Source organism: Yinghuangia sp. YIM S10712 (assembly GCF_051388935.1).
Lineage (GTDB): Bacteria > Actinomycetota > Actinomycetes > Streptomycetales > Streptomycetaceae > Yinghuangia.
Window position 1 is genome coordinate 208592 of the sequence record NZ_JBPKBI010000009.1, and the last position, 14754, is coordinate 223345.

Annotated in this window: 7 protein-coding genes and 2 pseudogenes; 8 read left to right on the top strand and 1 reads right to left on the bottom strand. The window is 72.7% G+C overall.

The window, feature by feature from the left end:
• The 5 genes and pseudogenes from ACRX5W_RS19990 to ACRX5W_RS20010 form a co-directional block, all read left to right on the top strand.
• Nucleotides 1–2464 (top strand): annotated as a pseudogene (locus ACRX5W_RS19990) (hypothetical protein); the annotation flags it as partial.
• 49 nt (nucleotides 2465–2513) lie between these two features.
• Nucleotides 2514–3542 carry an AAA family ATPase gene (locus ACRX5W_RS19995; RefSeq protein WP_436789578.1) on the top strand — a complete coding sequence of 343 codons (1029 nt, stop codon included), beginning with the start codon at nucleotides 2514–2516 and terminating at the stop codon, nucleotides 3540–3542.
• A gap of 187 nt (nucleotides 3543–3729) precedes the next feature.
• Nucleotides 3730–4995 carry a DUF58 domain-containing protein gene (locus tag ACRX5W_RS20000; RefSeq protein WP_436789579.1) on the top strand — a complete coding sequence of 422 codons (1266 nt, stop codon included), beginning with the start codon at nucleotides 3730–3732 and terminating at the stop codon, nucleotides 4993–4995.
• A gap of 59 nt (nucleotides 4996–5054) precedes the next feature.
• Nucleotides 5055–7313 (top strand): annotated as a pseudogene (locus ACRX5W_RS20005) (DUF3488 and transglutaminase-like domain-containing protein); the annotation flags it as partial.
• A gap of 346 nt (nucleotides 7314–7659) precedes the next feature.
• Nucleotides 7660–8802, top strand: a complete 1143-nt coding sequence (locus tag ACRX5W_RS20010; RefSeq protein ID WP_436789580.1) for a methyltransferase — start codon at nucleotides 7660–7662, stop codon at nucleotides 8800–8802.
• 6 nt (nucleotides 8803–8808) lie between these two features.
• Here ACRX5W_RS20010 and ACRX5W_RS20015 read toward each other — a convergent pair whose 3' ends face one another.
• Nucleotides 8809–13209, bottom strand: coding sequence for an FtsK/SpoIIIE domain-containing protein (locus ACRX5W_RS20015; protein ID WP_436789581.1), 4401 nt, complete (start codon nucleotides 13207–13209; stop codon nucleotides 8809–8811).
• Between the two features lie 97 nt (nucleotides 13210–13306).
• Between ACRX5W_RS20015 and ACRX5W_RS20020 the strand changes: the two genes are divergently transcribed.
• From ACRX5W_RS20020 to ACRX5W_RS20030, 3 genes are all read left to right on the top strand, one after another.
• Complete coding sequence (locus ACRX5W_RS20020) at nucleotides 13307–13615, top strand: hypothetical protein (RefSeq protein ID WP_436789582.1); 309 nt, start codon at nucleotides 13307–13309, stop codon at nucleotides 13613–13615.
• Nucleotides 13616–13707: 92 nt separating this feature from the next.
• On the top strand, nucleotides 13708–14343 hold the full coding sequence (locus ACRX5W_RS20025; RefSeq protein ID WP_436789583.1) for a hypothetical protein: 636 nt from the start codon (nucleotides 13708–13710) through the stop codon (nucleotides 14341–14343).
• An 85-nt stretch (nucleotides 14344–14428) separates the two neighbouring features.
• Nucleotides 14429–14722 carry a WXG100 family type VII secretion target gene (locus ACRX5W_RS20030; protein WP_436789584.1) on the top strand — a complete coding sequence of 98 codons (294 nt, stop codon included), beginning with the start codon at nucleotides 14429–14431 and terminating at the stop codon, nucleotides 14720–14722.
• Nucleotides 14723–14754 lie beyond the last annotated feature (32 nt).

Below are 14754 nucleotides of genomic sequence, written 5' to 3' on the forward strand. Positions count from 1 at the left end.
CCGCGACCGGGTCACCGGGTCGGTCGCTCTGGCGGCGGTCGGCGGGCTCATCGCGGCGTCCGTGGTCGTCGGCATCGGCGCGGCCGACGCGATCCCCAAACTCGGCGACCTGGGCGCGTGGCTGCCGAACTCCGGTGACGGCAGTGCCTCGCACGTCAACGGGCCGACCGGCCGCACCGACGGCCGCGTCGCGCTGCCCGGTACGCAGGGACACCCCGTCCAGGTGGCCGAGGACGACTCGACCGTGCTCGTCGTCGACCAGGAGACCGGCGTGGTCTCGCGCATCGACCCCGCGGAGCTGTCCGTCCCGTACCGCTACGACTACGGACTGCCGGGCCTGCGGCTCGTCACCGGCGGCGGCAGCGCCTGGCTCGTGGACGAGGCGCAGGGCACAGTCCGCCCGATCGACCCCGTCGACCTCACGCCGCTCGCCCCGGCCGTCGACCTGGGGGACAAGCCGCTGGGCCGGGCCCAGGCCGACTCGCGGGCGACGCTGTGGGTTCCGCTGCCGGGCAAGGGGCAGATCGTGCCCGTGCGCGGCGCGGTGCCCGGTGTTCCGGTGCGCGTCGCCGAACCGGGCGGACCGCTGCGGCTCACGCTGGCCGGCGACCGTCCGGTGGTGACCGACCCGCGCGCCAAGACCGTCACCGTCGTCGAGGCCGGTGGGCCGACGCTGACCGTACGCCTCCCGGACGCACTTGGAAACGCCGACCCCGCAAGGGTGTTGACGCCGGAGACCACGCCCGGGTCCCTCGTCCCGGTACTCGCGGGCGACACCGGGACCCTCGTGCTCGTCGACCTCGACCTCGGCTCGGTGACCGCCGTGCCGCTCGGAATCGGCGCCCCCGCCGAGTCGTTCGCGCCGCCGCAGGTTCTGGGCGCCAAGGTCTACATCCCCGACCGCGCACACGGCAACCTGTTGGTGTACGACACCGCCAAGGCGCAGTTCGACCCGCAGATCAAGGTCACCGGGCAGCCGGGACCGCTGGAGTCCTTCGTCCGCGACGGCATGTTGTGGGTCAACGACCAAGACAGCTCGGCCGCGATGGTCGTCGACACGTCAGGAGCCGCGCACCCGGTCGGGAAGTACGCGTCCGAAGCCCCTGAAGGCACCGACGCCGAGGCTTCGCAGGCACCGCAACAGGTTCCCGGCGATCCTGCCGGGGGGCGCGGCAACGACCAGGGGGACACCGAAAGTTCGGGTGGCAGCAGCGGCAGCAGCGGCAGCAGTGGCGGAGGGGGCAGTGGCGGTGCCGGGAACGACCGGGACGACCGCGCGACGCCCTCGCGGCCGGAGCCTCCCGCGACCGTGCGCCCGTCCGCGCAGTCGGCACCCGCACGACCCACGGTGACCTCGTCGCCGAGCCGGCCGCCCGCGTCGCAGCCGGCCGGGCCCGGCGAGCCGACGGTGCCCGACGGGCCGCCGGTGCCCACGGGACCGGCCGTACCGGTGCCTCCGCCGGTGACGACCGTGCCCGAGGAGACCGGCGAAGCGCAGCCGACGACGGCCGCGCCGACGACATCGGCCCCCGCGACGACGGCCCCGACCACTTCGGCCCCCGCGACGCGCCCGCCGACGACGAGTGCCGCGCCGCCTTCGCCGACGCCGCCTCCCGAGCCCGTCACACCGCCCGGCCAGCCCGAGGCGACCTCCGGGCCAGGACGGATCGTCATCACCTTCGCTCCGTCGGCGGGCGCGCGCCCGACCCGGTACACCGTCAGCGGCCTGGCCGGCGGACAGACCGCGAGCCCTGCGGCCGTGGACGCCGACGGCCCGTTCCAGTTCACCGTCAGCGGCGGCTCCTGCACCGAGGAGTACGGCTTCAAGGTCGTCGCGCACTACGCGGACGGCCGTACGGCGACGTCGCCGGCGTCCACGCCGGTTCGCCCGTGCACCGTCCCGGGCTCGGTGGGCAAGGTGCAGGCCACACCGTCGGAGGGCGGCCACGGCGGCAAGGTCACCTGGCGCGCCGCGCCGAAGAACGGGGCGTCCGAGGTCTGGTACACCCTTGAGGTCGACGGCAAGTCACAGCGGATCGAGGGGCTTTCGCACACGCTGACCGGGTTGGAGAACAGCCGCAGGTACCAGGCCACGGTGACCGCGGTGAGCGAGGCCGGGCGGAGCACGGCGGGACGGGGCACGCTCGATCTGACGCCGCCGGCCAGGACGCTCAAAGTCGGCCCCAACATCCCCAACGGCGTCCCCGTCGGCGTGCGCAACGAGCCGACCACGCAGACCGGTGGCCGGGCCGGCGAGATCCCGGCGGGCTACACCGGGAACATCACCGTGCACTGCCAGGTCACCGGTGAGCGCGTGACCCGCCAGGGCGAGAGCACCGCGAGCGCGATCTGGGACCGGGTGACGTGGGAAGGCAAGCAGGGGTGGGTGAGCGACCTGTACATCCGCACGACCAACGCCGACAAGGGGACGTACTCGCCCGGCCAGTTGTGGCAGTGCACGTGATCCGTTTCCTGCCCCCGACCCTTGTCCGCCGCGTGCGAGGAGTGTCCCGGTGACCACGACTGTTCCGGTTTCCGCCGACGGAACCCCCACGGTGCCCGGCCCCCTCAAGCTGTTCGCCGAGTGCTTCACCGCGCTCGCGGACAACATCGAACGGGTCGTCAAAGGCAAACGCGACGTCGTCGAACTGGCCCTGGTATGCCTGTTCGCGGAAGGCCACGTGCTGGTCGTGGACGTGCCCGGCACTGGAAAGACCACGCTGGCAAGGGCGTTGGCGGCCTCACTCGACGGCACCTGCGGCCGCGTGCAGTTCACCCCGGACCTGCTGCCTTCGGACATCACCGGAGTGTCGGTGTTCCGGCAGGACAAAGGGCAGTTCGAGTTCCTTCCCGGGCCGGTGTTCGCGAACGTCGTCATCGGCGACGAGATCAACCGCGCCTCGCCCAAGACCCAGTCCGCGCTGTTGGAGGTGATGGGGGAAGGCCGCGTCACCGTCGACGGCGTCACCCATGAAGTGCCGCGTCCCTTCCTGGTGTTCGCGACTCAGAACCCGGTGGAGATGTCGGGTACGTACCCGCTGCCGGAGGCCCAACTCGACCGGTTCATGATGCGCGTGTCCGTCGGCTATCCGGACCACGCCTCCGAATTCGCGGTCGCCGCAGGCAACCTGGCCGAATCGGTCGGCACCCTGCCGACCATCGCGACGGCCCGGCACGTCGAGGAGTTCGCGAGAGTGGTCCGCGAGCGGGTGCGCGTCCCCGACCCGGTCGTGGACTACGCCATCCGTATCGCGGTCGCCTCCCGCGACCGCTCCGACGTACGCCTGGGCGCCGGACCGCGCGGCAGCGTCGCCCTCGTCCGCGCCGCCCGGGTACGCGCCGGCGCGCGCGGACGGACGTACGCCCTCCCCGAGGACGTCAAGGCGCTCGCCGGGCCCGTCCTCGCCCACCGCCTCCTCCTCGCACCCGAGGCGGAACTGTCCGGGGTGACCGCGGACGACGTCATCGCCGAGATCGTCGCCCGGGTCCCGGTGCCGCAGCCGACCGCCGTGCGGGACGGAAGCCCTGTTGGCACGGGGTGACGAGTCGCCGGACGCAGGCGCGGGCCACAGGGACGGGCCGGGCGCCGCGTCCGCAGCCGACAGCGCGGGGAGCGCAAAGACGCCGCGAGCTGCGGTCCGCGGCGCCGCGACACCGGGTCGCGGAAACTCCGGCCGTCCCGAAAATGCCGCGAACTCGGTCGTCCTGCCGGGCATTTCGTCCTTGCGCTTGCGAGACCGGTGGCCGTGGACCGCGCTGGGGACCCGCATCCTCGCCTTCGGGATCCTCCTGCTCGCCGCCGCGTGGCCGCTCGGCTACCCCGAAGCCGCCGTGCTCGGAGGCGCCGCGACCCTCGCGGCACTCGGCGCGCTCGCCTGGACCGTGCCGCCGCGCCACGTGACGGCAGGGCGCACCATCACCCCCGCCCGGGTGCCGCGCGGCGACCCCGCCGAGGCCGTCGTCACCCTCGTCACCCGCGCCCGGCGCGGCCTGCGGCGCTTGGATCTGGAGGACCGCTGCGGCGGGCACCCCGTGCCGGTCCGGGTCACCGGGCTCCGGCCGGACGAGCCCCGCGAGGCCCGCTACCGCCTGCCCACCGACCGGCGCGGCCGGGTGACCGTCGGACCGCTGTTTGTCGTACGCGCCGATCCGCTCGCCCTCACCCGGCGCACGAGCCGGTGCGCGGGGGAGACGGCGCTGCTGGTGCGCCCGCGCGTCCACCCCCTGCCGCTGCTCGCCTCCGGGCGGGCGCACCACATCGACGGGCCGAACTCGGCGAACGCGGACGGCGGCAGCCAGACCTTCCACGCCCTGCGCGGCTACGTGCTGGGCGACGACCTGCGCAGCGTGCACTGGCGGTCGTCGGCGCGCACCGGAGAGCTGATGGTCCGTCAGATGGTGGATGTGAGCATGCCGCACACGACCGTCGTGCTGGACACCCGGTCGGTCGCGTACGAAAACGCCACCGACGACGGGGAGTCCGCCTCGCACGACACCGAGGCGGCCTTCGAACTCGCCGTCGACACAGCGGCGTCGGTGGCCGGCGCGGCACTCCTGCGCCGCTTCCCGCTGCGCCTGCTGCGCGAGACAGGCGGCGCGCTGGCGGACTCGCGCCGGGGCCTGACGCCCGACGAACTCCTCGACGCCCTCGCGGTGGTCGGTCTGTCCCAGGAGCCGTCCTTGGCCGGGGTGTTCGACGACTTGGAGCGTGACCGGACCGGCGGCACGCTGGTGGTCGTGACCGGACGCCACGATCTGACCGGCGCGGGGGCGCTCGCGCGGCTCGCCGACCGGTTCGAGCGCACCGTGGTCGTCCGGACGGCCGCGCCGCACGCGGGTGAACGGACGGCGGAGCGCGCGGTGAAGCCCCGGCCGACCCCACGTCACCGCGAAACCGCGGAGGCACAAGGCACGTTGCCGGACGACATCCCCCGTCTGCTGGTCGACGGCCCGGACAGCCTCGTGGCCGCGTGGCGTCGTGAGGCCCTGCGATGACGCGACACGACACGGCCCCGACAACGGAGCGTGCCGCGAGTTCGCTTCGTCCCACCTCGATGCGAGCCGCCCCGGCGCGTGGCGGCCGTTCTGCCGCCGCGCCCGTGTCCGCGCGGCCCGCCACCGCGGTGAAAGGCCGTTCCAGACCTGCTTCCCGGGCCTCGGCGCCCGCGCTCGCCTTCGTCCTCGCCCTCGCCGCCGGGCTGGCGTTCCATCGAGCACACGGCCTGCGGGCCGTCGCGCCCGTCGTCGCCATCGCCGCCGCCGCACCCGTGGTCGTCTCCGCCCTGCTGTCCCGGTCGCACCGCAACTCACCCGCCCCACTGTGGCGTTCGCTGCTCGCTCAGCCTGTCGCCTGGTTCCTGGTCGCGTGGGGCATCCTGTACCGCGACGCCGTGCCGAGCGCCGAACTCGGCCGCCGCATGGGCGTGGACCTCTTGGACGCACCGCACCGCGTCCTGACGACAGTTGCCCCGGTGCCCGCCGAAGGTGCCTTGCTGGTCCTGCCTTTCACCGCCGTGTGGCTCGCGGCGTACGCCGGCGCCGAACTCGCCCTGCGCACCCGCACGGTGCTCACACCCGCGCTGCCCGCTTTCGCGGTGTTCGCTCTCGCGGTGGTGACGGGCGCGGGCGGGCCGGGCTCCAACGTGGCTCCGGCGGGCGGATTCGCCTGCGCGATTGGGGCGTTGGTCATTGTTCGGGCCGGCGCCGCGAACGAGCCGACCGATGGCCGCCATCCGCGGCCGTTCCGACTGGGGGCACTGGCGTCGTCGGTTCCCTTGGTGGTCTGCTGCGCCTTGCTCGCCGCGTTGTTCGCGCCGGCGCTGAGCGGTGTCGGCGGACGTACGCCGCTGAGCCCGCGCGACGAAGCCGCCGCACCCGCACCCGCCCCCCTTGCCGGAGCCAACCCCCTCGCCCTGGTGGGCTCATGGCTTGCCGACCCGCTGCGCCCGATGTTCCGTGTGCAGACCACGGCGGATTCCGTCGAGGAGGCGGAACGGCTCGCGGACCAGGATTGGCGCCTGGCAGTGTTCACCGACTTCGACGGCAGGACCTGGTCGCCCGCCCCTTCGCTGCAACCGACCGGAGGGCGCATCCCCGACGACACGGAACGCCGCCCCGCCGGCCCGGACTCGGGGGTGCGCACGGTCGCGCTCGACCAGAGGATCACCGTCCAGCGACTCGGCGGCGTATGGCTGCCGAGCGCGGACCGGCCGTCGCGGATCGAAGCTCCGGCGGACGTCGACGACTTGGCCGTGGACCCCGACAGCGGTGCGCTGGCGACCCGCGTGCCACTGCGGGACGGCGACACCTACCGCGTCGAATCGCACGTGCCCGTCTTCGACCCCCGGCGGATCCAGTTCTCCCGTCCCGCCGACGACCCGGCGATGACGCGCATGCCCGACAGCGAGATCCGTGACCGGCTGCGCGAACTGGCCCAACAGGCGACTGCAGGAAGCGAGTTCCCGTACCAACAGGCGCTGCGACTTGCCCAGTGGCTGCGTGACAACCACGTCTTCGACGTGTCCGCGGTGCCCGGACACACCTACCGCGCCCTGGAGTTCTTCCTCACCGAGTCCAAGCGCGGCACGTCGGAGCAGTTCGCCACGGCATTCGCCGCGATGGCGCGAACACTCGGCCTGCCCACGCGCGTTGCCGTCGGCTTCCACCGGGGCACCGAAGAGGCCGACGGCTGGCAGGTGTTCGGGCGCGACGCGGTGGTGTGGCCGGAGGTCGAGTTCGAGGGCGTCGGGTGGGTGCCGTTCCACCCGACGCCCGGCGAGGATGCCGGCGGCGGAGCGCCCGTACCGCCGCAGGCCGTGCCGGTCCCGGCCGAGCCCGCGCCCACCGGCCCACCGCCGGGCGCCGCCGAGCAGCGCCGGATCGAGGACGAGCGCATCATCGACGCCCACCGCGACGCCCCGCCGCCGGCAGAGCAGGTTGAGGACTCCGGCGAACAAGGTGGGCTGCGCTGGTGGTTCTGGCCGTTCGCCGCCCTTGGCCTGTCGGCCCTGGTCCTCGCCGTACTACGCCTCAACAGGGCTCTGGCCCCCTGGCGAAGGCGCCGGGGCGAGCGCCGCGGCGAGCCCGCCCACCAGATCATCGCCGCCTGGCGCCACGTCGTCACCGCCCTGCACCGCCTCGGCATGCCCGAGCCCGCGACCACCACCGCCGAAGACGTCGCCGCCTACGGCCTGACCCGCCTCCGCGACACCCCGGACACCCCGGGGCTCACCACCGTCCTCCCCGCCTTCGCGGCGCTGGTCAACGACATCACCTACGGCGACCACGCCCCCACCCCGGAGGAAGCCGCCGAGGCCTGGCGACATGCCGATGCACTCGCCCACGCGGCCCGCAAAACGATGGCCGCCTCATCGGCCTCCACACCCGCCCACGGCCAAGGCCCTGTCCGGTGGCTCTTTTCGTACCGGCCCGCGTGGTGTGGGGCGTGCGATCACCGGGGGCGGGAGAGGCTCGTACTCGGCGTGCTCGCTTGCCGGGGCCGGCGGCCCTCCTTCGCCCGCAACGCCGCGAGCATGCGTGCACGCCGCTCGCGCCCGGAGGGATCCACCGAACAGGCTCCGGCGGGCGACGCGTGCGCGCGTGCCGGGCGCATGTGCGGGCGCGATACGGCTTGGGTGTCCTCGGTAGCCTGGCCGGATCATGGAACTCTTCAGTACGGCGTGGGGCGACTTCGATCTTGTCCGGTTCCCGGAGGATCGCCGGGGGCTGCTGCGGGCCTGGGATGCGGCGGATGCCTACCTGTTGCGGTGGCTTGCCGACGCGGGTGGGGTCAAGGGCGAGCCGGTCGTCGTGGGGGATCGGTGGGGGGCGCTGACCACTGCGCTTGCGGGGTTCGGGGTGACGCAGGTCGGTGACTCGTTCACGGCACAGGAAGCCACGCGCGTGAACCTCCGGCGCAACGGTGTCGATCCGGACGCGGTGCGTTTGCTGGCGTCGCGCGACGTGCCGCCCGGGCGGGTCGACACGCTGGTGGTACGCGTGCCGAAAAGCCTCGCGCTGCTGGAGGACCAGTTGTGCCGGTTGGCGCCTTCCGTACACGCCGAGACCCTGGTCGTGGGCGCTGGCATGGTGAAGGAGATCCACACGTCGACGCTGGCGCTGTTCGAGCGGATCATCGGGCCGACGCGAACCTCGCTCGCGGAGAAGAAGGCGCGGTTGATCTTCAGCACGCCGGACCCGGGTGTCGCGTCACAGCACAGTCCGTGGCCGCGCAGCTACGAACTGCCCGGCGGGGTCGGCGCGGTGTCCGGGCGTACGGTGATCGAGCACGCCGGGGTCTTCAGCGCCGAACGCCTGGACGCCGGGACGCGGCTCCTCCTGGAAAACCTGCCGCGGCGCGGCGGACCCGAGCACGTCGTGGACCTCGGGTGCGGCAACGGTGTCGTGGGACTTGCCGCCGCGCTCGGCAATCCCGAGGCGCGGGTGACGTTCGTCGACGAGTCGTTCCAGGCGGTGGCCTCCGCCGAGGCGACCTACCGGGCGAACGTGCCGGAGGGCGGCGACGCCGAGTTCGTGGTCGGGGACGGTCTGGCCGGTTTCGCGCGCGGCAGTGTCGACCTGGTACTCAACAATCCGCCGTTCCACAGCCACCAGGCCACGACCGACGAGACCGCGTGGCGGATGTTCACCGGATCACGCGCGGCGTTGCGCCCGGGCGGCGAGCTCTGGGTGGTCGGCAACCGTCATCTGGGCTACCACGTCAAGCTGAAACGAATCTTCGGGAACTGTGAAGTCGTCTCCGGGAACCGCAAGTTCGTCGTGCTGCGCGCGGTGCGCCGGTGATGCCCGTCACCGGCCGACCGTGGTCACCGGCACCTGCACGACGACCTGCTCGCTGTCTCCCAGGTGTAGGACGCCGCGCCCGGGTTGCACGGGCTGGCCGACGAAGGCGCGCGGCAGGCGTACGCCGATCAGGTCGCCGTCGAGGGTGTTCTGCGGCGACAGGATCAGGCCGCGCCGGGCCTTCTTGGCCTCGACCTGCCACCCGGAGAACCCGCCGCAGATGCTGTCGGCGTCGCCCGCGAGGATCAGTCCGAGGTCGGGGCGCAGCGACCGGCGCGTGAGGCGTGCGAGGTCCGGGCCCGCGTCGCAGTCGCGGAGGAGTTCGGCGTCGTCGACGAGGACGACGCCGGGACCGGGGAGGGCCTCGACCGCTGCGAGGAATTCCTCGGCCGGCACATCGGTGCCATCGAAGACTCTTACCACGCCCGGGACTTCGCGCAGGCTGTGAAGCGGTGAGTCGCGCGGGGCCAGCACGATCAACCCCGTCCCGACCGCCAGGTACGCCTTCGCCGCAGCCGCGAGAGCCGTGCTGCGGCCCGACTGTGCGGGACCCGCGATCACGAACGCCGGGGCGCCGACGGCCAGATCGGGCCCGAGTGCGGTGAGGGAGTCGCCGCCGACCGCGACCATGCCCCACAGCGGACTCGCGGACACCGGCGTGCCGCCGCGCCCGCGCAGTGCCCAGGCTGCGGCGAACTCGATGCGCGACGGCAGCACATCCACACCGAACGGGCGTTGCGCACGCGGAATTTCCGCGTCCCGCAGCCGCGCTGCCTCGCCGATTGCGCGGAGTTCGGCGGCCTGTGCCTGGCCGGCCGGGTCGGGGCCGAGCATCGCGACGTGCAGTTCCACCGCGCCCACCCGGTACGCCCGCCCCGGCGCGAGCTCGTCCGGGGCCTGCCGCGACATCAGGCCGACCAGGCCGTAGTCGTTCTTGTCGCTGAGCCGGAACGCCAGACGGTTCTCGGTGAGTTGCGAGATCCGGCCGGTGAGCAGCGTGCGGTCGCCCGTCGCGATGACGTGCACGCCCGCGCTCGCGCCCTCGCGCATCAGCCGCAGGATCGTCTCGGTGTGCTCGCCGTGGTTGAGATCGCCGACGGTGTTCGTGAAGCCCTCCCACCGGTCCAGCAGGAGGACGATGTGCGGCAGTCCCTCGCCGGGGGCCGCGTGGGCGCGCTGCTCGCCGATGTCGGTGAAGCCGCGCTCGCCGAGCATCGCCATGCGCTGCTGCACCTCGTCGGCGAGCTTGCCGAGGAGGCGCACGGCCCGCTCGGTGTCGGAGGCGCGGACGACCGCGCCGCAGTGCGGCAGCGCCTCCAGCGGCAGCAGCGCACCGTTGCCGCAGTCGAGGGCGTAAATGTGTACGTCGGCGCACGCGTTGGTGGTCGCGAGGGCGCCCGCGATCGTGCGCAGGAGCTGCGATCGTCCGCTGCGCGGTGCGCCGGCGGCGATGAGGTGCCCGAACGACGCAAAGTCGATCGTGCGTACGTGGCGGGCCTGTTCGCTGGGGACGTCCTCCAGCGCGTACGGCGCCGGTGTCAGAGTTCCTGCCACCACCTCCGGTTTCCCGGAGGCGAGTTCGGCGAGTGTCAGGATGTCCGGCAGCGGCGGCGCCCACGGGCTGTGCTGGGGCGGGATGCCGAGTCGGTCGTTTGCGTCGCGGATCGCGTCGACCAGCACCGAGAGGTCGGTGAGAAGGTCGTCGTTGTCGGTTTGCGGTCCGCGCGGGGGCGGCGGCAGCGGCGACCCCAGCGCGGACCAGGGCAGTTCGACCACGCGCGGGGCGGGCAGCGCGGCTCCCACGGTCGGCGCGCCGGGGCGCCTCCCGCCGACGCGGGCGGACTGGAACGGCAGCAACGACGCTGCGCCCAGGCGCACGTACGCCCGGCCCGGCGTGGACTTCGCGATGCGGCCGGCGTCCGGCGCGTCGATGACGTCGGCACTTTCCGCACTGTCGGTGACGCGCAACGCGATCCGCAGGTTGGTGTTGGCACGGATCTCCGGTGACACCGCGCCGCTGGGCCGCTGCGTCGCCAGGATCAGGTGGATGCCGAGCGACCGACCGCGCCGGGCGATGTTCACCAACGCCGCGACATAGTCGCCCATTTGCGTGACCATCTCGGCGAACTCGTCGATGACGATGAGCAGGCGTGGCAGCGGACGGAGTTCGGGGTTGGTGCGCCTCGCGACCTGGTAGTCCTCCAGGTCCTTGGTGTCCGCGTCGGCGAGGATGTGCTCCCGGCGCCGCAGTTCAGCGGCCAGCGACTCCAACGCGCGCTCCACGAGGCGGGCTTCGAGATCGGTGACCATGCCCACGGTGTGCGGGAGCCTCGCGCAGTCCTTGAACGCAGCGCCTCCCTTGAAGTCGACCAGGGCGAACGTCATCTCGTCGGGGCGGTTGGCGATCGCCAGCGATGCGACGATGGTTTGCAGCAATTCGGACTTGCCCGAACCGGTGGTGCCCGCGACCAGTCCGTGTGGCCCGTCGCGGACGAGGTCCACACCGAAGGCGCCGTCGAAGGACTCGCCGACCACCGCGACGGTCGACCGGCCGCCCAGCGACCAGCGTCCGGCGATCAGCTCGGCGTCCGGCGGCTCCATGTCGAGGACGTCCAACAGCCTTGAGGAGTCCGGGAGTCCGGCGGCCTCCTCGGTCTTCGCGTCGCGCAGCGGAGCCATCGCGCGGGCGACCTCCTCGCACCACGCGGCGGAGACCGCGTCCGGGCGTACGCTGTCGGCGGTGTCCGCGCCGGTCCGGGTCACCGTCAGCAGGCCGTACCAGTCCTCCTCGACCACGGCACCGCATTCCTGCGGCAACAGGCTGCGGTCCGCGTCGAGGCAGACGGCGTACAGGCCCACCGATGGCCCGTCGCGCAGGAGTTGCGTGACGCCCGGGACGGAGCGCAGGCGCCGGGATCCGTCGAGGACGACGAGATGGTCGGGGCCCGCCGGGGCGCCGGCGGCGCCCGCGCCCTTCACCGCGTCCTGGCGGGCCGTCAGAAGGGCCAGCAGTTCGGCGATTCGGCGGCCCACCGACTCGGCGTCGGTGCCGAGCAGCGCGACCGCCTGGGTGTCCTGCTCGGGGCGCGCGTGCGGGAGCCAGCGCACCCATTCCCAGTCGGGGGCGCCGGCATGGTCGGTCAGCACGCACACCCGCAAATCGCCGGGACTGTGCAGCACCGCCGCCTGCGCCACCAGCCAACGCCCGATCGCCCGGGGGAGGTTCGCCCGGCCGGCGACGCCGAGCACGCCGCTGTGCGTGAGCGGCACGGTCACCGGGACATCGAGGAGCCGACGCGGATCCGCCCGCCGGTGTTCCTCCCGCCGCGGGTCCATCACCTCGATTTCGGACGGCAGTTCGCCCGTGCCGACGCGCAGCACCAGGCGGTCCGCGTCGCTGTGCCGGCGCTCCCACAGCCGCCGCCGCGGTCCCGTCGCGATGAGTCCGATCTTCGCCGGATCCGGCGACGCCGCGCGGCGCTGCAACGTCTCCAGCCGGATGGCGTGCTCGACCTGCTCCTCGATCGACGCCTTGCGCTGGTGGTAGCGCGCCAAGCGCTTGCGGTAGGAACGGCGGCCGTGGCGCTTGTTGGTGAAGTACATGCCGATCATCGACAGCGGGCTGAGGACGGCCAGGATGAGGAACCGCGGCGTCTTCATGACGTACGCCATGACCAGCGCCCCCACCAGCGGCCCCAACACCATCAGCCACGGCAGCGGCTGCGCCTCGCCCTGCTCGGGGCGCGTGGGGATCTGGAACTTGCGGCGGCGCGGCAGCGGCAGCACACGGGGCGGGCGGTTGAAGTCCAGGCCCGCCCCGTCCTCGGCCGGGCGCAGCGCGCTGTCGGGGAAGGTCGGCACCACGCGCTCGAACACCGTGTGACCGCACGTCAGCACGCCGCGCAGCGGCCATTCCGCGGCGCCGTCGAGGAGTTCGCCGTCGACGCGAACCTCGGCGCCGGGCAGCGCGTGCACGGTGACCGCTCCGTCGACCGCGACGTCAACCTCGGCCGCGGCCGCCGGCAACGCCGGGTCGGCGACGCGGAGCCACGCGTCCGGCCCCGAACCGAGCACCGCGGTGCTCGGGCCCAGTCGGAACACCGCGCCGGCGTCGGGGCCACCGGTGACGTGAACTTCCGTGTGCCCCATGGATGTCGGCGAAGGCGTGGGACCGGGTGCGCCCACCCCGACGACGATGCCGTCCCGCAGCGGGGATTCCGCCACGGTCGCCGCGGCGTCGAGGCGGTGGCCCGAGACGTACAGGTCCGGGGGAGCGCCGTGCGGGCCGGTCGTGCCGACCGCGTGGCCGAACTCCGCGGCGAGGGCGGCGACCGGTACGTCGGGGTCGGCTTCGACGACGACATCGGCGGTGGTGTCCGCCGCGGCCAGGCTGAGTCGAATTTCCACGATCCCCCTTGGCGTTCCGGTCGGATTCCCGATATCCCTGATAGTGCAGAGCACCGCTCGCCGAGTGGATATCCGAATTTCCTGGAAGGGTACAACGATGGCATTCACCACCGGAGACCTGGTCGTCGATCTTCCGGCTCTCGACATCTTTGCCAGACGCCTGGACCTGATCCGCCAGACGATGAACGACACACCGAAGGAAGTCGACCGCGTCGACGCCGCTTTGGGGCATTCCGGTGCCTCGGACGCCCTGCACGGCTTCGCCGACGGATGGCGGGACGGCCGGAAGAAGCTGGAGGGCACCATGAAGGCACTGTCCGAAATGGGTCACTCGGTGGTCCGCGAGCTCACCGCCACGGATCAGAATCTCGCAAATGCGGTGAGCCGGAACAAGAATTCACCGTGACATTTCCGGGTGTTCACCTTCGATATCCCGAGTGCTTCTCCACAGGCCGCTAGAAAGCGAAGAAGCGCGTTTCACGGGGAAGCGGGGGCAGGGTGCGGAGCACGCGTTCCACGGCACCGGTCGGTGTGTCCATCACGGTGCCGCAGCACTGGTACGAATTCGACATCCATCCGGCGAGCCGCGACGACAACATCCGCCGCGCGGTCAACGACCGCATCCGCGAGGCTCCCGAACTGGCGGAACATCGCCCGGCGCTGCTGAAGCTGCTGCGTGCCATGGCGCGCGACGCGTGGGACTCCGGTGCGCTGTACTGCGGTTGCCACGCGGAGGAGGTGGACGGCACGCCGGTGACCGCGAGCGTCACCATGGCCGTGGTCTCCACGCGCTCACCGACCGGGGAACTTCTCGACACCGACCCGCGTGCGATGGCCGCGGCGCTCAAGCCGAAGACCGCGCAGCACGAAAACGACACGTGGCAGCGGGTGTCCACGGTCGACATCCCCGAAGTCGGTCCGGCGGCACGGTCCGAGGGGGTCGAGGACGTTCAACTCCCGGGCAGCCCGCGCCGGGTGCGGCTCGCGACAATGCAGACCTTCGTCCGTGTGCCGGGAAGCGCCGAGCACCTCGCGGTCATCACCGGCAGCACGCCGGCCGTCGCGCTCCAGGACTCCTTCCTCGATCTGTTCGACGCCATCACGTCGACGTTCCGCTTCGACCACGCCCCCTGACCGGGCGTACCACCGCGAGCCGCACCGGCCCCGAACGCACCTCACGCAGTCAACGCACCCACGCACCGACAACGAAGGGCACCCCATGGCCAACGTCAACGTCACGTACGAGGAGATGCGCAAGGCCGCGCAGGACCTCTCGGACGGGCACGCCGACATCATCGACAAGCTGACCGTGTTGCAGACCCTCATCAAGACCCTCGTCAACGGCGGTTACGTCACCGACAAGTCCAGCAAGGCTTTCGAGACGTCGTACGAGGAGTTCAACCGCGGTGCCTCGCAGACCATCGAGGGCCTACAGGGCATGAGCGGCTACCTCAAGAAGGCCGCCGAGACGTTCGAGCAGGCCGACCAGCAGCTCGGCCAGGGCCTGAGCTGACACGGAGCGCACCGCGCGCCCGGCGTGCGCGC

Excerpts from the sequence above, each read along its gene's own strand:
- ACRX5W_RS20010 (WP_436789580.1), top strand. The coding sequence starts at position 7,660 with ATGGAACTCTTCAGTACGGCGTGGGGCGACTTCGATCTTGTCCGGTTC.
- ACRX5W_RS20020 (WP_436789582.1), top strand. The coding sequence starts at position 13,307 with ATGGCATTCACCACCGGAGACCTGGTCGTCGATCTTCCGGCTCTCGAC.
- ACRX5W_RS20030 (WP_436789584.1), top strand. The coding sequence starts at position 14,429 with ATGGCCAACGTCAACGTCACGTACGAGGAGATGCGCAAGGCCGCGCAG.